At 33.5% G+C, this 18,648-nt stretch carries 20 protein-coding genes; 9 read left to right on the top strand and 11 right to left on the bottom strand.

The features are described from left to right. The first annotated feature begins 173 nt into the window (after positions 1-173). The 9 genes from miaB (at position 174) to ACR9ES_RS06070 (ending at position 7,849) form a co-directional block, all read left to right on the top strand. The gene (gene miaB, locus ACR9ES_RS06030; RefSeq protein WP_435255477.1) at positions 174-1,628 is read left to right on the top strand and encodes a tRNA (N6-isopentenyl adenosine(37)-C2)-methylthiotransferase MiaB; all 1,455 of its coding nucleotides are present in this window, start codon (positions 174-176) and stop codon (positions 1,626-1,628) included. Between the two features lie 82 nt (positions 1,629-1,710). Further along, entirely contained in the window at positions 1,711-2,943 is a 1,233-nt protein-coding gene (locus ACR9ES_RS06035; RefSeq protein ID WP_435255478.1) for a sigma-54 interaction domain-containing protein, read from the top strand. A 39-nt stretch (positions 2,944-2,982) separates the two neighbouring features. Further along, entirely contained in the window at positions 2,983-3,489 is a 507-nt protein-coding gene (locus ACR9ES_RS06040) for an LptE family protein (protein WP_435255479.1), read from the top strand. Between the two features lie 5 nt (positions 3,490-3,494). Beyond that, complete coding sequence (locus ACR9ES_RS06045; RefSeq protein ID WP_435255480.1) at positions 3,495-4,247, top strand: hypothetical protein; 753 nt, start codon at positions 3,495-3,497, stop codon at positions 4,245-4,247. Continuing rightward, positions 4,248-4,592 (top strand): preprotein translocase subunit SecG, encoded by a 345-nt coding sequence (gene secG, locus ACR9ES_RS06050; protein ID WP_299009515.1) that lies wholly within the window; start codon positions 4,248-4,250, stop codon positions 4,590-4,592. It abuts the gene before it with no gap. Between the two features lie 162 nt (positions 4,593-4,754). Next, positions 4,755-5,030, top strand: a complete 276-nt coding sequence (locus ACR9ES_RS06055) for a co-chaperone GroES (protein ID WP_028892451.1) — start codon at positions 4,755-4,757, stop codon at positions 5,028-5,030. 30 nt (positions 5,031-5,060) lie between these two features. After that, on the top strand, positions 5,061-5,411 hold the full coding sequence (locus ACR9ES_RS06060; protein ID WP_435255481.1) for a four helix bundle protein: 351 nt from the start codon (positions 5,061-5,063) through the stop codon (positions 5,409-5,411). Between the two features lie 81 nt (positions 5,412-5,492). Then, positions 5,493-7,127: a chaperonin GroEL gene (gene groL, locus ACR9ES_RS06065; protein ID WP_435255482.1), complete on the top strand. Its 1,635-nt coding sequence runs from the start codon at positions 5,493-5,495 to the stop codon at positions 7,125-7,127. 173 nt (positions 7,128-7,300) lie between these two features. Then, on the top strand, positions 7,301-7,849 hold the full coding sequence (locus tag ACR9ES_RS06070; RefSeq protein WP_435255483.1) for a hypothetical protein: 549 nt from the start codon (positions 7,301-7,303) through the stop codon (positions 7,847-7,849). Between the two features lie 17 nt (positions 7,850-7,866). On the opposite strand, the gene ACR9ES_RS06075 is transcribed toward ACR9ES_RS06070, so the two are convergent. The 11 genes from ACR9ES_RS06075 to ade form a co-directional block, all read right to left on the bottom strand. After that, a complete protein-coding gene (locus tag ACR9ES_RS06075) occupies positions 7,867-8,844 on the bottom strand; it encodes a polyprenyl synthetase family protein (protein ID WP_298999223.1) in 978 nt (325 codons plus the stop codon). Positions 8,845-8,870: 26 nt separating this feature from the next. Further along, the gene (rlmN, locus tag ACR9ES_RS06080; protein WP_298999232.1) at positions 8,871-9,911 is read right to left on the bottom strand and encodes a 23S rRNA (adenine(2503)-C(2))-methyltransferase RlmN; all 1,041 of its coding nucleotides are present in this window, start codon (positions 9,909-9,911) and stop codon (positions 8,871-8,873) included. A 68-nt stretch (positions 9,912-9,979) separates the two neighbouring features. Then, positions 9,980-11,029: a tRNA preQ1(34) S-adenosylmethionine ribosyltransferase-isomerase QueA gene (queA, locus tag ACR9ES_RS06085; RefSeq protein WP_435255484.1), complete on the bottom strand. Its 1,050-nt coding sequence runs from the start codon at positions 11,027-11,029 to the stop codon at positions 9,980-9,982. A 67-nt stretch (positions 11,030-11,096) separates the two neighbouring features. After that, entirely contained in the window at positions 11,097-12,326 is a 1,230-nt protein-coding gene (locus tag ACR9ES_RS06090; RefSeq protein WP_435255485.1) for a 3-phosphoshikimate 1-carboxyvinyltransferase, read from the bottom strand. A 6-nt stretch (positions 12,327-12,332) separates the two neighbouring features. After that, positions 12,333-12,581, bottom strand: a complete 249-nt coding sequence (locus ACR9ES_RS06095; protein WP_435255486.1) for a hypothetical protein — start codon at positions 12,579-12,581, stop codon at positions 12,333-12,335. Next, positions 12,582-12,908 carry a nucleotide pyrophosphohydrolase gene (locus tag ACR9ES_RS06100; RefSeq protein WP_435255487.1) on the bottom strand — a complete coding sequence of 109 codons (327 nt, stop codon included), beginning with the start codon at positions 12,906-12,908 and terminating at the stop codon, positions 12,582-12,584. Between the two features lie 69 nt (positions 12,909-12,977). Continuing rightward, complete coding sequence (locus ACR9ES_RS06105; RefSeq protein WP_435255488.1) at positions 12,978-14,234, bottom strand: MDR family MFS transporter; 1,257 nt, start codon at positions 14,232-14,234, stop codon at positions 12,978-12,980. A gap of 228 nt (positions 14,235-14,462) precedes the next feature. Beyond that, on the bottom strand, positions 14,463-15,212 hold the full coding sequence (locus ACR9ES_RS06110; protein ID WP_435255489.1) for a cyclase family protein: 750 nt from the start codon (positions 15,210-15,212) through the stop codon (positions 14,463-14,465). Between the two features lie 12 nt (positions 15,213-15,224). Continuing rightward, the gene (gene hemW / locus ACR9ES_RS06115; RefSeq protein WP_435255490.1) at positions 15,225-16,406 is read right to left on the bottom strand and encodes a radical SAM family heme chaperone HemW; all 1,182 of its coding nucleotides are present in this window, start codon (positions 16,404-16,406) and stop codon (positions 15,225-15,227) included. 48 nt (positions 16,407-16,454) lie between these two features. Further along, positions 16,455-17,006 (bottom strand): crossover junction endodeoxyribonuclease RuvC, encoded by a 552-nt coding sequence (gene ruvC / locus ACR9ES_RS06120; RefSeq protein ID WP_435255491.1) that lies wholly within the window; start codon positions 17,004-17,006, stop codon positions 16,455-16,457. Between the two features lie 8 nt (positions 17,007-17,014). Next, complete coding sequence (gene ade, locus ACR9ES_RS06125) at positions 17,015-18,637, bottom strand: adenine deaminase (protein WP_435255492.1); 1,623 nt, start codon at positions 18,635-18,637, stop codon at positions 17,015-17,017. Positions 18,638-18,648: the final 11 nt, after the last annotated feature.

Here is an 18,648-nt window from a genome sequence, read left to right on the forward strand (position 1 = left end):
ACACCTTATTAATATAGGTATAATTCAGTTTGCAAAAGTATATAGTTTTTTTTTAATGTTTAATTTTTAGTAAAACTTTACCTTTTATTAAACAAAACTATCCATGTCAATTTGTCACAAATAATATTTTTTGGTTGTATATTTGCACCCTATTTAGCACGATTTTAGGATTTATGGAACACGTAGAAAAAATAATTGATGAGAAACAACAAGGAAAAGCCCTTGTTACAGAACACAAAGAAGGAAACAACAAAAAGCTTTTTATAGAAAGCTATGGTTGTCAAATGAACATGAACGATAGCGAAATTGTGGCGTCAATTTTAGCAGAACAAGGGTTTAACACCACTCAAAATTTAGAAGATGCTGATTTGGTACTGGTAAACACCTGTTCTATTCGTGAAAAAGCTGAAACCACTGTTCGTAACAGACTTCAAAAATACAACGCTGTTAAAAAGGTAAATCCAACTATGAAAGTTGGGGTGCTTGGTTGTATGGCTGAACGCTTAAAAGAAAAATTTTTAGAGGAGGAAAAAATCGTTGATTTGGTTGTGGGTCCTGATGCTTATCGTGATTTACCTAATTTAATTGAAGAAGTTGATGCTGGGCGTGATGCTGTAAATGTAATTTTATCGAAAGAAGAAACCTATGCTGATGTTTCTCCCGTACGTTTAAACTCAAACGGAGTATCTGCCTTTGTATCTATTACTCGTGGTTGCGATAACATGTGTACATTCTGTGTAGTTCCTTTTACTCGTGGTCGTGAGCGTAGTCGTGACCCGAAGAGTATTATTGAAGAAATCCGCAGTATGCAAGAGAAAAACTTCAAAGAAATTACGTTACTAGGTCAAAATGTTGATTCCTATTTATGGTATGGCGGTGGATTGAAAAAAGATTTCAAAAAAGCATCTGAATTGGCACAAGCTTCTGCAGTAGATTTTGCTCAATTATTAGACATGTGTGCTACTGAATTCCCAAAAATGCGTTTCCGTTTTTCTACCTCAAATCCACAGGATATGACATTGGATGTAATTCACGTAATGGCGAAACACAAAAATATTTGTAAATACATTCACTTACCTGTTCAAAGTGGAAGTAACGCAATGCTTGAGGCGATGAACCGTCAACATACCCGTGAAGAATACATGGAGTTGGTTGACAATATTTATAAAATCATTCCTGAAATGGCATTAAGCCAAGATATGATTGCAGGTTTCTGTGGAGAAACAGAGCAAGATCATAAAGATACTTTAGCGTTAATGGAGCATGTAAAATACAGCTTCGGTTTTATGTTTGCCTACTCTGAAAGACCTGGAACGTTAGCTGCTAAAAAAATGGAAGATAATGTTCCGTTAGAAACTAAAAAACGTCGTTTACAAGAAATCATCGATTTACAACAAGAGCATAGTTTATATAGAACAAAAGAGAACCTTGGTAAAATTCAAGAAGTATTGATTGAAGGGACATCAAAAAAGAATCCTAACGAGTGGAAAGGTCGTAATACACAAAATACCGTGGTAGTTTTCCCTAAAGAAAATTATAAAATGGGTGATTTTGTAAATGTGCGTATTGACAATTGTACATCCACTACCTTAAAAGGTACAGCTGTTGGGTATTCTGACAATAACTAATTTTTAGAAAAGAGAGTCAAGAGAAAAGAAAAAAGACACAATCTTTTCTCTCTATTCTTTTTTCTCTATTCTAAAGAAAGAAATGGAAAATTTACAAGCTATAAAACAACGTTTTGGCATTATCGGTAACGATATACAGTTGAACCGCGCTATTGAAAAAGCGATTCGTGTAGCTCCTACCGATATTTCGGTACTTGTTACTGGAGAAAGCGGTGTTGGAAAAGAAAATATCCCGAGAATTATTCACCAATTATCACACCGAAAACATGCAAAATATATTGCTGTTAACTGTGGAGCAATTCCTGAAGGAACGATTGACAGTGAATTATTCGGACACGAAAAAGGAGCGTTTACAGGAGCTACACAAACCCGTAAAGGGTATTTTGAAGTAGCTGATGGAGGAACCATTTTTTTAGACGAAGTAGGTGAACTTCCTTTAACTACCCAAGTGCGTTTGTTACGTGTGTTGGAAAATGGAGAATTTATAAAAGTTGGTTCTTCTCAAGTACAAAAAACAAATGTTCGTATTGTTGCTGCTACCAATGTAAATATGCAGGAAGCTATTGCTAAAGAAAAGTTTAGAGAAGATTTATATTACCGTTTAAGTACTATAGAAATTTCTTTGCCTGCATTGAGAAATCGTGGAGAAGATATTCACTTATTATTTAGAAAATTTGCCGCCGATTTTGCTCAGAAATACCGAATGCCAACCATTCGACTGGACGAAAATGCTGTAAGAATTTTATTAAACTATAGTTTTCCTGGAAACATTCGTCAGTTAAAAAATATTGCGGAACAAATATCTATTGTTGAAGAAGACAGATTAATCACTCCAGAAAAATTAGTTCAATACCTACCTGATAATCGAAGTAATTTACCTGCTATTGTTGGAGGAAAATCAACCAGTCAATCAGATTTTGCTACCGAACGAGATATTATGTATAAAATTTTGTTCGACATGCGTAATGATATCAACGATTTAAAAAAGTTAACACTCGATTTAATGCAGAGTGGTAATTTAGAGGAAGTCCAAGAAGAAAATCATCGATTAATTGAACGTATTTATCAGGATCAAGATTTATCAGAAGTTTCAAATGTTGAAGTAGTTCAAATTCCTAAAGTTACTCAGCCTCAAGATGATTATGATTATGCTGAAACAATTGAAGAAGATGAAAGTTTATCATTACAAGACAAAGAAATTGAAATGATACGTAAATCGCTCGAAAAGAATAATGGAAAACGTAAGCTAGCAGCGAAAGAATTAGGAATTTCTGAACGAACTCTATACCGAAAAATTAAACAATACGACTTATAAGCTAATTTGTTTATTTTTACAACTCACTCACAATTTCAAATGAAAAAAACTCTTCATATACTGTCTTTATTTATTGGTTTAACTACCATTATTGGTTGTGGTGCTTACTCTTTTACGGGTGGTAACACAGGAAATGCGAAAACAATCCAAGTTGATTTTTTCTCAAATCAGGCACCTTTAGTTGAACCAATACTTAGCCAAAAGTTCACACAAGATTTACAAGACCTCTTTACTCGTCAAACCAATTTAACGTTAGTTAAAGCTGGAGGAGACTTGCATTTTTCAGGTGAAATTGTCGATTATCGCATCACTCCTATGAGTGCTACTGCACAACAAACTGCAGCTCAAAACAGATTAACAATTTCTGTGAATGTAAACTTTGTGAATGCTCTTGAAGAAAAAGATAATTTTGAAAAACGTTTTTCTTTCTATTACGATTACGGAGCTAACCAACAGTTAACTGGATCGGTATTAGAGACAGCTTTAGATGAAATTATAGAGCGTATTACGCAAGATATTTTTAATGCTTCTGTAGCTAAATGGTAAACTCATTGAATAAGGATAAATACATACAATTTTTAGAAAAACCTGAATTAATTTCGGTAGAAAATTCTTCAGAAATCACAGCTCTTATCCAAGAGTATCCTTATTTTCAATCTGCCAAAGCATTACGTTTAAAGGTTTTAAAAAACCAAGAAAGCTATAAATACAATAACGAGTTAAAAATCACAGCTGCTTATACAACTGATAGAACCGTTTTGTTTGATTTTATTACTTCGGAAGCTTTTAAAGAAACTCCTAAAAAGGAAGAAAAACTTAGCTTAAAAGATAAAATTCTTCCGAAGAAAAAAACAACAGCAATTGAAACTATCGAAGAAGATTTAGCCATCGGAAAACCACTTTCTTTTACCCAAAACGAAACCTTTTCCTTCAATCAGTGGTTACAATTATCTTCTAAAAAAACTATTGTAAGAGATATTACTCCTCCTCAGAAAGAAGAAAAAAAGCAAGAGGAAGAAACAGCTCCTATAAAGTCTGAACACGAAGCTATTATTGATCGTTTTATAGAAACAGCTCCCAAAATATCCCGACCAAATAAAACATCTACAACTGATGTTAAAATAGCCGACAACCAACAAAGTAACCAATTAGCTACTGAAACTTTAGCCAAGGTTTATCTTGAACAAAAGAAATACGATAGCGCAATTCAAGCATATAAAATTTTAAGTTTGAAATATCCAGAAAAAAGTGGTTTCTTTGCAGACCAAATTAAAAGAATACAAATTTTACAAAACAATAAATAGATGACAACGTATACTTTACTTTTAGTTTTAATATTGATTGTTGCAATAGCATTAATCTTAATTGTAATGGTTCAAAATCCTAAAGGTGGAGGATTATCTTCATCATTTGGAGGCGGTGGTGCTCAAAATATTGGAGGTGTACAAAATACAAACAGCTTTTTAGACAGAACTACTTGGACATTAGCTATTACTATGTTTGCTTTAATTTTATTAGCAAACTTTGCTATTCCAAGAGGTAATGCAGCTGATACTCCTCAGTTAGATGACACTTTAAACAATATTGAAACTACAACTACTCCTGCTACACCAGCAGTAACAGATACTGTTAAAGACAGCGCTCAGTAGTTTGTAATAAAAACATAAAAAATGCCAACGTAAATGACACGTTGGCATTTTTTTTATATGTAAACCTAAGCTCTTAGAAAAAATGTCAGCAAAAAATCAATGGCATAATTTCTGACAAAAACTAAGCAGTAAATTTTAATTTAATCAATCAAAATATATAAAATGGGATTAAACATTAAACCTTTAGCAGACAGAGTTCTTGTTGAACCAGCTGCAGCAGAAACTACTACAGCATCAGGAATCATCATTCCTGACAACGCAAAGGAAAAACCACAAAAAGGAACTATCGTAGCCGTAGGAAACGGTACAAAAGATGAACCTTTAACTGTAAAAGTTGGTGATACTGTTTTATACGGAAAGTACGCTGGTACTGAACTTAAATTGGAAGGAAAAGATTATTTAATTATGAGAGAAAGCGACATTTTTGCGATTATATAGCTGTAAGCTATAAGCAAAAAGCCTTAAGCTATGAGGGATTTCAAAAAATATAAAGTTTGGGAGTTAAGTCATCAATTTACTTTGAAAATTTATGAACTAACAAACTCATTTCCTCAAAATGAAACCTACGGAATTATTTCGCAAATTAGAAGAGCATCAGCTTCTATTCCTACCAATATTTCTGAAGGTTGCGGAAGAGAATCCGATACTGAGTTCAGTAGGTTTTTAACAATAGCTTTAGGTTCTGCTTCTGAAGTAGAATATTTACTTATTCTCTCAAAAGATTTAAACTTTATTTCAGCAAACACCTTTGATGAGTTAAACACTGAAATAAACACAATCAAACGAAAAATTTATACGCTAAAACAAAAACTAAAATAATTAACTCGCTTTAGAAAAATCATATAGCTTAAAGCATACAGCCTATAGCTTATACCCTAAAGCACAAAGCATTAAACAAACATGGCAAAAGATATAAAATTTGATGTAGACGCTCGCGACGGATTAAAACGTGGAGTAGATGCATTAGCAAATGCAGTAAAAGTAACTTTAGGACCTAAAGGACGTAACGTAATTATTTCTAAAGCATTCGGAGCTCCTCACGTAACAAAAGACGGAGTTTCTGTAGCTAAAGAAGTAGAGTTAGAAGACGAGCTAGAAAACATGGGAGCTCAAATGGTAAAAGAAGTAGCTTCTAAAACTAACGACTTAGCAGGAGACGGAACTACCACTGCAACTGTATTAGCACAAGCTATCGTAAAAGAAGGATTAAAAAACGTTGCTGCGGGAGCAAATCCAATGGATTTAAAACGCGGTATTGATAAAGCGGTAACTGCTATTACTGAAGATTTAGCTAAACAATCTAAAGAAGTTGGTGATTCATCTGAAAAAATTCAACAAGTAGCTTCAATTTCTTCTAATAACGACGATGTTATTGGTAATTTAATTGCTGAAGCTTTTGGTAAAGTTGGAAAAGAAGGTGTAATTACTGTTGAAGAAGCTAAAGGAACAGATACGTATGTTGATGTTGTTGAAGGAATGCAATTCGATCGTGGATACTTATCTCCATATTTCGTAACTGATGCTGACAAAATGATTGCTGATTTAGAAAATCCATACATTTTATTATTCGATAAAAAGATTTCTAACTTACAAGAAATCTTACCTATTTTAGAACCAGTAGCACAATCAGGAAGACCTTTATTAATTGTTGCTGAAGATGTTGACGGACAAGCCTTGGCTACTTTAGTAGTAAACAAATTACGTGGTGGATTAAAAATTGCCGCAGTTAAAGCTCCTGGATTTGGTGACCGTAGAAAGGCAATGTTAGAAGACATCGCTATTTTAACTGGCGGTACTGTAATTTCTGAAGAAAGAGGCTTCTCTTTAGAAAATGCAACTTTAGAATTATTAGGAACTGCTGAAACAGTAACTATTGATAAGGATAACACTACCATCGTAAATGGTTCTGGTGACGAAGCACAAATCAAAGCTCGTGTAAACCAAATCAAAGCACAAATTGAAACGACTACTTCTGACTACGATCGTGAAAAATTACAAGAGCGTTTAGCTAAGTTGGCTGGTGGAGTTGCTGTATTATACGTTGGTGCTGCTTCTGAAGTAGAAATGAAAGAAAAGAAAGACCGTGTTGATGATGCTTTACACGCAACTCGCGCTGCTGTAGAAGAAGGCATCGTAGCTGGTGGTGGTGTTGCTTTAGTACGTGCTAAAAAAGTGTTAGAAACTATCACTACTGATAATTTAGATGAAACTACAGGTATTCAAATCGTAAACAGAGCTATTGAAGCTCCGTTACGTACCATCGTTGAAAATGCTGGAGGAGAAGGTTCAGTAGTAATCAATAAAGTATTGGAAGGAAATCAAAACTTTGGATACGATGCTAAGTCTGAAACATACGTAGATATGTTAGAAGCTGGTATTATTGACCCTAAGAAAGTAACTCGTGTAGCGTTAGAAAATGCTGCTTCTGTTGCAGGTATGATTTTAACTACGGAATGTGCTTTAGTTGATATTAAAGAAGACAACCCTGGTGGTGGAATGCCTCCAATGGGTGGTGGAATGCCAGGAATGATGTAATTGCGAATCGCCATAAATAGATTATAAAAAAACCTCGAGAAAATTCTCGAGGTTTTTTTATAACGTAAGATAATCATACAAAGTCATTAAATTAAACACTATTTAGTAATAGCGATTGTTTTTAACTATTTTTGATTTAGTTTTTAGTGTTAAACTAAGCAAATAAAATTAATATGAAAAACATTTTTAGACTACTTATAGTTTTATTTTTAATTTACTATACTCAAGACTCTAAAGCTCAAAATATTGAAAGACTAAGAATAAATAATGGTTTTAGAACTATCAAATTAGGAACAGATGTTCATCTTTATCCAGAATTCATAAAAAAGAATTCTTCAAATTCAAAGTATTTTGGCTTTCTATTAGAGGATTATCATTACATATTTAACCATAAAAATAATCGAAAATTTGATAAAATTGGAAATGCTAAAATTTTCAGAATTTTAGTAAAAACCTATCAAAATAAAATTTTTAAAATAGATATTACTCTTGAAAAAAATCGCGAAACTTCAGAGCTATTAAAGCTAGCCTTTGGGAAACCAACATATAATATAAAAAACAACTTAACATGGAAAACGAATAACAATATAGAATGCCTCTTTCAAGAAGATTTAAAAACATTTGACCATGCTTATATCACCTATACAAATCAAGAACTAGAAAAACTATACAACAAAGAAAAAGCTGATAAAAAAAAGAAAAAAGCAATTTCCGAATTTTAAAGAATGTTAATCATTTTTTAAATCTTTCTCTCTACTACATAATCAATCATTTGAAGTAGTGATTTTTTGTAGTCAGAGTCTGGGTAGTTATCTAAAATAGCTAAGGCTTTGTTTTTATAATCCAACATTTTAGCAGTAGTATATTCTAGTCCACCATTTTGTTTTACAAAGGCAATCACCTCTTTTACTCGCTTTTTATTCGTGTTGTGTTTTTTAACAGAGTTAATCAACCAAGATTTTTCTTTTTTAGAGCAATTATTCAAGGTATAAATTAACGGAAGTGTCATTTTTTGCTCCTTAATGTCTATACCGGTAGGTTTCCCTATTTTATCTTCTGTGTAATCGAATAAATCATCTTTAATTTGGAATGCAATACCAATGTATTCTCCAAACTTACGCATTTGCTGGATTGTTTCATTGTTCGCTCCTACAGAAGCTGCACCAATTCCACAACAAGCTGCTATTAAAGTTGCTGTTTTTTGGCGGATAATTTCAAAATACACCTCTTCTGTAATATCTAATTTACGCGCTTTTTCAATCTGCAACAACTCACCTTCACTCATTTCACGTACTGCAATCGAAATCAATTTCAGTAAGTCAAAATCTTCATTATCTATAGAAAGTAATAACCCTTTAGAAAGCAAATAATCACCTACTAAAACAGCTATTTTATTTTTCCATAAGGCATTCATTGAAAAGAATCCTCTACGACGATTACTATCGTCAACCACATCATCGTGTACTAATGTTGCAGTATGGATTAACTCTACTACTGACGCCCCACGATAGGTACGTTCATCAAATCCTCCGTTAGAAACCATTTTTGCAACCAAAAACACAAACATTGGTCGCATTTGTTTTCCTTTTCTACGAACGATATAATACGTAATTCTGTTTAATAATGGAATTTTAGATAGCATCGAATCTTTGAACTTAGTTTCAAAGAGTTCCATTTCTTTTGCTATGGGAAGTTTTATTTGCTCTACTGGCTTCATGGCTAGCAAATGTAAGAAATAAATACCTAACTTTTATTCGCTAATTGTCCGCAAGCAGCGTCAATATCTTTACCTCTAGAACGACGTACATTCACCACAATATCATTCATTTCTAAATTAGAAATGTAGTTATTGATAGCTCTTTCAGAAGCTTGTTGAAACTCGCCATCATCAATCGGGTTGTATTCAATTAAATTAACTTTACACGGAATGTATTTACAGAATTCAACCAACGCATTGATATCCTCTTTACGATCGTTAATTCCGTTCCAAACCACGTACTCGTAAGTTACTTTTCGTTTGGTTTTTTCATACCAATATTCCAATGCTTCTCGTAAATCTTTTAATGGAAATGTAGCATTAAATGGCATAATCGAAGTTCGAACTTCTTCTATGGCTGAATGCAACGAAACTGCTAAGTTAAAACGCACCTCATCATCTGCCATTTTTTTTATTATTTTAGGCACTCCTGAAGTAGATACTGTAATTCTACGGGCAGCCATTCCTAAGCCTTCTGGTGAGGTAATTTTATCAATTGCCTTGATAACATTATTGTAATTCATTAAAGGCTCTCCCATTCCCATAAACACAATATTTGATAATTTATGATTATGATACAACCTACTTTGTTTATCAATAGCAACTACTTGATCGTAAATTTCATCAGCATTTAAATTACGCATACGTTTTAAACGCGCTGTTGCACAAAATTTACAATCTAAACTACATCCTACCTGACTTGACACACAAGCGGTTGTTCTTGTTTCCGTAGGAATTAAAACCGACTCTACAATCAACCCATCATGTAATTTGATAGCATTTTTTATCGTACCATCATTACTACGTTGCATTGCATCAACTTCAATATGATTTATTACAAAATTATCATCTAACATTTGACGTGTTGCTTTTGATAAACTTGTCATATCATCGAATGAATGAGCCGCTTTATGCCATAACCATTCATATACCTGATTTCCTCGAAAGGCTTTATCACCATTCTCTACAAAAAAATCACGCAGTTGTTCTTTCGTTAATGCTCGTATGTCTTTTTTCTTCGCTGTCATCAGGTACAAAAATACACAAAACCTCACAAGTAACTTGTGAGGTTTTGCTAATGATTATAAAAGTTGTTTTATAAAATTAACATCGCATCTCCGTACGAGTAAAATTTATATTTTTCTTTGATTGCTTCTTGGTAAGCCTCCATCATAAAATCGTGACCTGCAAATGCTGAAACCATCATTAATAAGGTTGATTTTGGCGTGTGGAAATTTGTTACCATACAGTTAGCAATGCTAAAATCGTATGGAGGGAAAATAAACTTGTTTGTCCATCCTTCATAAGCATTTAATTGCTTGCTAGAAGATACAGAAGACTCAACAGTTCTCATTACCGTAGTACCTACAGCACAAACTCTTCTCTTTTCTTCTATTGCTTTGTTTACGATATCTGCACTTGCTTGTGGAATAATGATTTGCTCAGAATCCATTTTGTGCTTAGATAAATCTTCTACTTCCACAGGATTGAAAGTTCCTAATCCAACGTGTAAAGTAGTTTCAGCAAAATCTACTCCTTTAATCTCTAAACGTTTCATTAAGTGTTTAGAAAAGTGCAAACCAGCTGTTGGAGCTGCTACCGCACCTTCGTGCTTAGCAAAAATTGTTTGGTAACGCTCTTCATCTTGTGGCTCTACCTCACGTTTAATATATTTTGGTAACGGAGTTTCTCCTAAATCGATTAATTTTTGTCTAAATTCTTCGTAAGAACCGTCAAATAAGAAACGTAACGTTCTACCACGAGAAGTTGTATTATCAATTACTTCTGCAACTAAACTATCATCATCTCCAAAGAATAATTTGTTTCCTATTCTTATTTTTCTTGCCGGATCTACTAATACATCCCACAAACGATTTTCAGCATTTAATTCGCGTAATAAGAATACTTCAATACGAGCTCCTGTTTTTTCTTTATTTCCGTACATACGAGCAGGAAATACTTTCGTATTGTTTAACATCATTACATCTCCTTCATCAAAATAATCGATTAAGTCTCTAAACAACTTATGCTCAATTTTTTGAGTATCACGGTGTAATACCATTAAACGTGCTTCATCTCTATGCTCTGATGGGTATTCTGCCAATAATTCCTTTGGCAAGTCAAAATCAAAATTTGATAATTTCATTTGTAAAATTTTCTTAACGGAGGCAAATATACAATTTCAACATAGGGGTTGTCAAGTGATTGCCTGTTTATTTTATCTCTTCACTTTTTATTCCAACAATAGCCATATCTTTCCAAAAACTTCGATATGATTTTGTTACCACCTCAGCTTCTAAAATTTCTATCGGAACTTTTAAAGCTAATGGTGCAAATGCCATTGCCATTCGATGATCGTTATAGGTTGCTATTTGAATATTTTCTTTAATTTCTTCGGAAGCTTTTAAATGTAAACTCTCATCGGTTACCGAGATATCTGCTCCTAATTTTGTTAACTCTTCACGCAAGGCTTCTAAACGATCTGTTTCTTTGATTTTTAATGTATGTAATCCTGATAAATCGCAAGCTATTCCTAATCCGAAACAAGTAACTGCAATGGTTTGAGCAATGTCTGGAGCACTTTTTAAATCTTGATCAAGCACATTTGAATTATGTTGTCTTTCTTTAGTTAATCTGATAGCGTTTTCTTCAAAAGTGGTACTTACTCCAAAATGTTGATAAATCTTTGCCAAACAACTATCGCCTTGCAAACTATCCTTTTTATACGCTGATAACTTTACAGAAGAACCTAGTTCACTCAATGCAATAATCGAATAAAAATAAGATGCCGAACTCCAATCAGACTCTACAACAATTGTTTGTTCTTTTACGATTGATTTGGGCTTAATTTTAATAAACTGTCCTTCAAACTCAGCTTCAATCTCTAATTGATGCAACAACTGCAACGTCATATTGATATAAGGAACTGAAGTAATTTTGCCTACCAACTCAATCTCCAATCCGTTTTGTAAACTTGGAGCAATCAACATCAACGCAGAAACATATTGACTACTCACATTTCCGTTAATTGAAACTTTACTTTGGGTTAGCTTCTTACCTGTTATTTTAAGTGGTGGATATCCTTCCTTCTCTACATATTCTATATCTGCTCCTAAATCACGAAGTGCGTTGACCAAAATTTCAATTGGTCGATTATGCATGCGTTCTGAACCTTGCAACACTTTCGTTACTCCTTCTTGCGTTGCAAAAAAGGCCGTTAAAAAACGCATAGCAGTTCCTGCATGACCGATATCAGCTACGTCTCTACTCGAAGCTAATGCATCCTGTAAATGGTGAGTATCGTCAGAATCTGATAGATTCTCAATCTGTAAACCCGGATACAATTGCTGTAAAATTAACAATCGATTTGATTCACTTTTTGAGCCTGATATCGTTATTTCTTTACCTGATGCAAACAGTTCTGTTCTTAACTTTAAATCCATTGAAGTTTACTTCATTCTTTTATTAACTATGTACATACTATAAATTACCGTAATAACAATTTTGCTTAACCAAAAACGAATCCATTGTTTGTTTGCAAAATGCACATTATAAACAGTTTCAAAGTCACCAGAAAAAATAACGCCTCCTGTTTTAAATAACAGAGAAAACAATGCTACAACAACTAAAAAAGGGGTTCCTACTTTTACTACATTAACCCAAAAGCTTCCTTTTTGTATATTTTTTATAAGACTCATTTATTGTAATTTTTCGTTGTTATGATGACGATCGTGGTCACGTTTCGTTTTTAAATCTAATTTCTTATCAAACGCTTCTTGTAAGTTAACTCCTGTTTGATTTGCTAAACATAATACCACAAACATTACATCCGCTAACTCTTCTCCTAAATCTTTATTCTTATCACTCTCTTTTTCGCTTTGTTCACCATAACGACGCGCAATAATTCGTGCAACCTCACCTACTTCTTCAGTTAATTGCGCCATGTTTGTTAGCTCATTAAAGTAACGAACTCCATGGTTCTTGATCCATTCATCTACTTGTTTTTGTGCGTCCTGTATATTCATAATGTACTTTGTTTAGTATTCTTTGATAAAAGCTTCAAAGATAAAACTTCTGTATTTTAATCGGTTTAACTATGCCGATTTTTCTAGGTTTATTGATGGATTAATTTCAACTTCTAAACTACTTTTCTTTTCCTTTTTTATAATTCGCATCAACATGAATAAAAACAACACCCCAATTCCTGATATCACAATCATAAAATTCCATGTATTATTAAATCCGAAATTATCGATTAATTGCATTCCTGAATTATGAGCAAAAATATGAGACATTGAAAATGCAATACTATAATATGCCATATATTCTCCTTGGTTTCCTTTTTTGGCGCGCTCCATCACAAAGGCGTTTGAAAAAGGAAATGCTATCATTTCTCCAATAGTCATTAACAACATTCCAACAATTAAAATTCCTACCCAACCAATTAGATTGATTACTACAAAGCTCAACCCTGTAAGTAGTAAGCCAAAAAACATTAAGAACTCTTTGGTATACTTACTTTTTTCTAACCAAGTAATCAGTGGCATTTCTAATAGAAAAATGAAAAATCCATTCATTCCCAATAACATTCCTATTTCTAATTCTGTTAAATGATGTATATCTTTATAATAGATTGGCATGGTAGAAAAGTATTGTAGAAAAATAAATCCGAAAACAAACATTCCTACAAAGAACACCCAAAAAGCCTTATCTGAAAATACCGATTGTGGATTTTCTACCTTTATTTCATCTAACACTCTTGCCTTTTTAGGATGCAATACATTTACCAATAATATAGTTGCTAAAACACAAGTAATTCCATCTACCCAAAACAATCCACTATAATCTAACGAAGTAATTATCAATCCTCCAACAGCAGGACCTGCAGAAAAGCCTAAGTTAATTGCCAAACGAATTAAGGTTACCGAACGTGTTTTATTTTCTGGTTTACTATAGGTATTCAAAGCCACAAACATGGCGGGTCTAAAAGTATCTGCAACTAGCATTACCAAAAAAATACCAAGACAAAATCCCCAGAAAGTATCTACAAATTGTAAGGCTATAAAAAGTAATCCTGTTAAAAACAAACTGGTTTTCATTACTTTATAAAAACCTATTTTATCTGCTAATTTTCCTCCTAACCAAGATCCTACAACAGACCCTAACCCGAAGCAAGTCATAATCCAACCTACATCATTTAAGGAAAAATGTAAACTTTCTCTCAAATACAATGACATAAACGGAATTACCATTGTACCTGCTCTGTTTATTAAAGTTATTAAAGCGAGCCACCATACTTCGCTTGAGAGACCTTTGAAAGTATCTAAATAATTAAAATAAAGTTTTTTCATGTGGTTTGGTGTTGATTGTTGATATAAAAATAAAAAGTCCGACTATGAAGTCGGACTTTTTATTATCGTTATATTTATATAAACATAATTATAATACATACATAGCCCGATCTGTCCTGTGTCTCACCACAGTCGATTTACATTGCTTATATGTATTAAAAATTGTCATTTTCTTAATTATTGAGTCGTAAAACTAGTAAAAAAATAATTACATCAACACAAAAAAGGTTAAATAATTTCGTAAAGCACTGGTTTGCTTGGCGTAGCATCATTTTCAAACGGCGCTATCATTAGGTTTAAAAAATAGGTTCCATCCTTAATTTTATTTGACACATAAATAAACTCGGTAATGGTTGCCTGCATTCTAATCGCTCCTTTTGTATCCCAAAAAGCATTGTGTGCTAGTAACTTTCCTTCGTCCTTCTCTTTATCTACCGAAGGTAAATCAATCAACAAATGCTCTATTCCTTTTTCTTTGAGGTACTCTGCAGCTTCTTCTAACAAATAAGGCGGATTGGTATGAGAATATCGCATCGATTTTTTTTCTGATAAATTCGGAATTGTTCTAATTACAATAGCATCTCTTTTTTTATTTCCTAAAGCATATTGCAGTTGCTTTTTAGAAATCACAAAGTCTTTGTTTTCTACTTGTTCTGGAGCAATAGTAACTACTTCTGCCAGAAAGAAAAACTTTTCTAAATTCTTATTTATTGAATGTACTTCTTCAGTAATATGTCCTACACACTCTGTGTGTGTGATATGTGAATGCGGATTGAACTGTATGTTATTAAAATTCACATCTGCTCCTTGCTGAACACTTCCTGTCCAAGCTCCATCTGAAACTGGAAATATTTTAGGATCGTCAAGATACCAAGCATTTACATTCTCCTTGGTTGTATCAATCGCTATTGAAATATCAAGTGGTTTTGATAAATCAATTTTATATTTTTTTGAATTGTATTCAATAGTTGCTATCATACCCAAATATAATTAAATAATAAATAGCTCTGAAGCAAGCCCATCTGCTAAGAACTTTCCATTTTCTGTCGTTTTCAAAACTTCATTTGTAATAACTAATAAACCTTGAGCAATAAACTTCTCAGCATTTTTGAGAAGTTCTTTTCTAAATTCCTCTCCAAAATCCTGTGCTATTTTTTCTAGAGACACTCCCCAAATGGTTCTTAATCCTGTCATTAAATATTCATTAAACTGATCTTTTATGGTGAGTTTCTCTTGCTCTAAAGGGAGTTTTCCTTCATGAATTGCTTTGATATATTTTGCATTATTCGCTACATTCCAACTACGGTGTGTTTTATTAAACGAATGTGCTGAAGGGCCTATTCCTATATATTTTTTTCCTAACCAATAACTCATATTGTGTTTTGAAAAATAGTTCGGTCTTCCAAAGTTGGAAATTTCGTAGTGCACAAATCCATTTTTAGCTGTTTCTGCTACCAAAATATCAAAATGTTCTTTGGCTACAGTTTCGTCAACATCAGGATACTTCCCTTGCTTAATAAAAGAATCTAAAGCCGTTTTTGGCTCAACAGTAAGCGCATAGGATGAAATATGATTGATACCGAAATCAAAAGCTATTTGCAGATTTTCTTTCCAGCGTTCATTACTCATATTCGGAACTCCATAAATCAAATCGATTGTAATATTATCAAAGTAGCGTGTCGCTACAGACAAGCAGTTTTTTGCTTCTTGTGCATTATGAGCACGGTTCATTAATTGTAAATCTTCTTCAAAAAAAGATTGAATTCCAATACTCAAACGGTTAACTGGAGTTTTAGATAATTCTATTATTTTTTCTTCTGATAAATCATCTGGGTTGGCCTCTAAAGTAATTTCTGGATTTGTTACTACTGTATAATTTTCATAGATAGATGTCAGTAACAACTCTATTTCTTGAATAGACAATAAACTTGGAGTTCCTCCTCCAAAATAGATGGTTTCTATCTCTTCATTTTGTAGTTCTTCCTTTCGTAATTCTAGCTCTTTTACTAAGCAAGCAACTAACTCTTCTTTCTTTTTTAAAGATGTAGAAAAGTGAAAGTCGCAATAATAGCACGCTTGCTTACAAAATGGGATATGTAGGTAAATTCCACAAGCCCCTCCTAACCTCCCCGAAGGGGAGGAACTGTGTAACTTTGTAGTATTCTCTTCCATAAATATGTAACTTTTACTCCCTCCTTTTGGGAGGGTTGGGGTGGGCTTTTATTTTACTTTTCCTGGGTTCTGTTTTACAAACGCTGCCCAACCTGTATAGTTTTTACCTCCAACTTTCGTTCCTGAATTATAGTAATGACATACAGCAGCTGCTAAACCATCAGTTGCATCTAGGTTTTTTGGTAATTCCTTTAAGTTTAACAGTGATTTTAGCATTAACGCTACTTGTTCTTTACTAGAGGTTCCTTTACCTGTTATGGCCATTTTTATTTTCTTAGGTGCATACTCCGTTACTGGTATTTGTCTTGACAATCCTGCCGCCATTGCTACTCCTTGTGCACGTCCTAATTTCAACATGGATTGTACATTCTTTCCATAAAAAGGAGCTTCTAAGGCTATTTCATCTGGATGATAAGTGTCAATCAATTCAATGGTACGTTCAAAAATAATTTTGAGTTTTAAATAATGATCATCATATTTTTTTAAGAGCAGTTCATTCATTTGAACAAATTCCATCTTTTTCCCTACCACTTTTATAATTCCAAACCCCATAATGGAAGTTCCTGGGTCAATCCCTAATATAATTTTTTCTGTCTTCAAACTCTCGTTTATTTAACTTCTAAAGAAGTAAATTTAAATGTGTTCCCATCAAACAAGCCTTTGTCTGATAGTTTTAAGGATGGAATTACCAACAACGCCATAAAAGATAAGGTCATGTACGGAGCTCGTAATTTGCTACCTAGTTGTTTTGCCATCGCATCCAATTCTGCATAGGCTTTTCCTATTTCAACAGCTGGTTTATCTGACATGATTCCTGCCACAGGAAGCGGAACAACTTTTTCTTCAGAAGATGTTACCGCACAAACTCCTCCTTTATTTTCAATCAATAAGTTTACCGCTTTACATATCAATTCATCCGATACGCCAACTGCAATAATATTGTGAGAATCATGCCCTACTGAACTTGCTATTGCTCCTTCTTTTAATCCGAAGTTTTTAATAAAAGCTATAGAAGGCTCCGCACTTTTATAACGGTTAACTACGGTCATTTTTAGCACATCGTTTGCTACATCAGAAACTAAATTTCCCTCTTTTATTAACGAATCTGTTTCTATTTCATTTGTTACCAATTCTCCATCTAACGCTTCAATCACTCGAATCTTTTCAGATGCTGAATGAAACTCGAAATCAGCAGCGCTTTTTTTATCAGTGTCAAAATTATTCAACACTTCAAAATCTACATGTTCTACAAATGATTTTCCATTTTCAGCCACTAACTCCCCATTAATATAGGTTTGTAGCACTTCAAACTTTTGTAAGTCTTTCACCACAATAAAATCGGCATCATCTCCTTCATTTAAAGTCCCAACATCGAGATTGTAATGCTCTACAGGATTTATACAAGCAGCCTGTAATACTTTATAGACATCCATCCCTTTAGCTATAGCACGCTCACATAACTGGTTGATATGTCCTAACAACAAATCGTCAGGATGTTTGTCATCGGAGCAAAACATCATATTTTCATAATGTTCAGGAAGTAAATCGATCAATGCTTCAAAATTTTTCGCAGCACTTCCTTCTCGAATGATGACTTTCATTCCTTTTTGAAGTTTTTCTAAACCTTCTTCATAAGTAAAACATTCGTGATCGGTATAGATTCCCTCTACAATATATTTATCTAAATCTTCACCTCTTAATCCTGGCGCATGTCCATCAACTGGTTTATTGTAATGTTTTGCCCAAGCGATTTTTTTCAACACTTCTTCATCTTGATAAATGACTCCTGGGTAATTCATCATTTCTGCTAAATATTTGATATCAGGATTCTGCATCATCTTTTTGATATCTTCTGAATCTATCACTGCTCCTGCACTTTCAAAAGAAGTCGCTGGCACACAGGATGGTGCTCCAAAATTGAATTTTAACGGAACTTTTTTTCCATTTTCGATCATGAACCCCACACCTTTTACACCTAACACATTGGCTATTTCATGCGGGTCAGACACCGTTGCTACCGTACCATGCGTTACGGCTATTTTTGCAAACTCGGACGGTACTAACATAGAACTTTCTATATGAATATGAGCATCGATAAACCCAGGTAAAATATAGTTTTCTACAGCATGCTCTACAGCTCTAATTGCTTTAACTTTTCCCGCTTCAACCTCAACTTCTCCTTTAAAAATTCTCTTGTTTTGTATATCAACTATATTTCCTTGTACTATCATGTCTTACTATT

Source organism: Tenacibaculum sp. A30 (assembly GCF_051200845.1).
Lineage (GTDB): Bacteria > Bacteroidota > Bacteroidia > Flavobacteriales > Flavobacteriaceae > Polaribacter.

What these genes read in the sequence shown, in the direction of transcription:
- miaB (WP_435255477.1), top strand. Translation starts at nt 174, where the DNA reads ATGGAACACGTAGAAAAAATAATTGATGAGAAACAACAAGGAAAAGCC.
- ACR9ES_RS06035 (WP_435255478.1), top strand. Translation starts at nt 1,711, where the DNA reads ATGGAAAATTTACAAGCTATAAAACAACGTTTTGGCATTATCGGTAAC.
- ACR9ES_RS06040 (WP_435255479.1), top strand. Translation starts at nt 2,983, where the DNA reads ATGAAAAAAACTCTTCATATACTGTCTTTATTTATTGGTTTAACTACC.
- secG (WP_299009515.1), top strand. Translation starts at nt 4,248, where the DNA reads ATGACAACGTATACTTTACTTTTAGTTTTAATATTGATTGTTGCAATA.
- ACR9ES_RS06055 (WP_028892451.1), top strand. Translation starts at nt 4,755, where the DNA reads ATGGGATTAAACATTAAACCTTTAGCAGACAGAGTTCTTGTTGAACCA.
- ACR9ES_RS06060 (WP_435255481.1), top strand. Translation starts at nt 5,061, where the DNA reads ATGAGGGATTTCAAAAAATATAAAGTTTGGGAGTTAAGTCATCAATTT.
- groL (WP_435255482.1), top strand. Translation starts at nt 5,493, where the DNA reads ATGGCAAAAGATATAAAATTTGATGTAGACGCTCGCGACGGATTAAAA.
- ACR9ES_RS06070 (WP_435255483.1), top strand. Translation starts at nt 7,301, where the DNA reads ATGAAAAACATTTTTAGACTACTTATAGTTTTATTTTTAATTTACTAT.
- ACR9ES_RS06075 (WP_298999223.1), bottom strand. Translation starts at nt 8,844, where the DNA reads ATGAAGCCAGTAGAGCAAATAAAACTTCCCATAGCAAAAGAAATGGAA.
- rlmN (WP_298999232.1), bottom strand. Translation starts at nt 9,911, where the DNA reads ATGACAGCGAAGAAAAAAGACATACGAGCATTAACGAAAGAACAACTG.
- queA (WP_435255484.1), bottom strand. Translation starts at nt 11,029, where the DNA reads ATGAAATTATCAAATTTTGATTTTGACTTGCCAAAGGAATTATTGGCA.
- ACR9ES_RS06090 (WP_435255485.1), bottom strand. Translation starts at nt 12,326, where the DNA reads ATGGATTTAAAGTTAAGAACAGAACTGTTTGCATCAGGTAAAGAAATA.
- ACR9ES_RS06095 (WP_435255486.1), bottom strand. Translation starts at nt 12,581, where the DNA reads ATGAGTCTTATAAAAAATATACAAAAAGGAAGCTTTTGGGTTAATGTA.
- ACR9ES_RS06100 (WP_435255487.1), bottom strand. Translation starts at nt 12,908, where the DNA reads ATGAATATACAGGACGCACAAAAACAAGTAGATGAATGGATCAAGAAC.
- ACR9ES_RS06105 (WP_435255488.1), bottom strand. Translation starts at nt 14,234, where the DNA reads ATGAAAAAACTTTATTTTAATTATTTAGATACTTTCAAAGGTCTCTCA.
- ACR9ES_RS06110 (WP_435255489.1), bottom strand. Translation starts at nt 15,212, where the DNA reads ATGATAGCAACTATTGAATACAATTCAAAAAAATATAAAATTGATTTA.
- hemW (WP_435255490.1), bottom strand. Translation starts at nt 16,406, where the DNA reads ATGGAAGAGAATACTACAAAGTTACACAGTTCCTCCCCTTCGGGGAGG.
- ade (WP_435255492.1), bottom strand. Translation starts at nt 18,637, where the DNA reads ATGATAGTACAAGGAAATATAGTTGATATACAAAACAAGAGAATTTTT.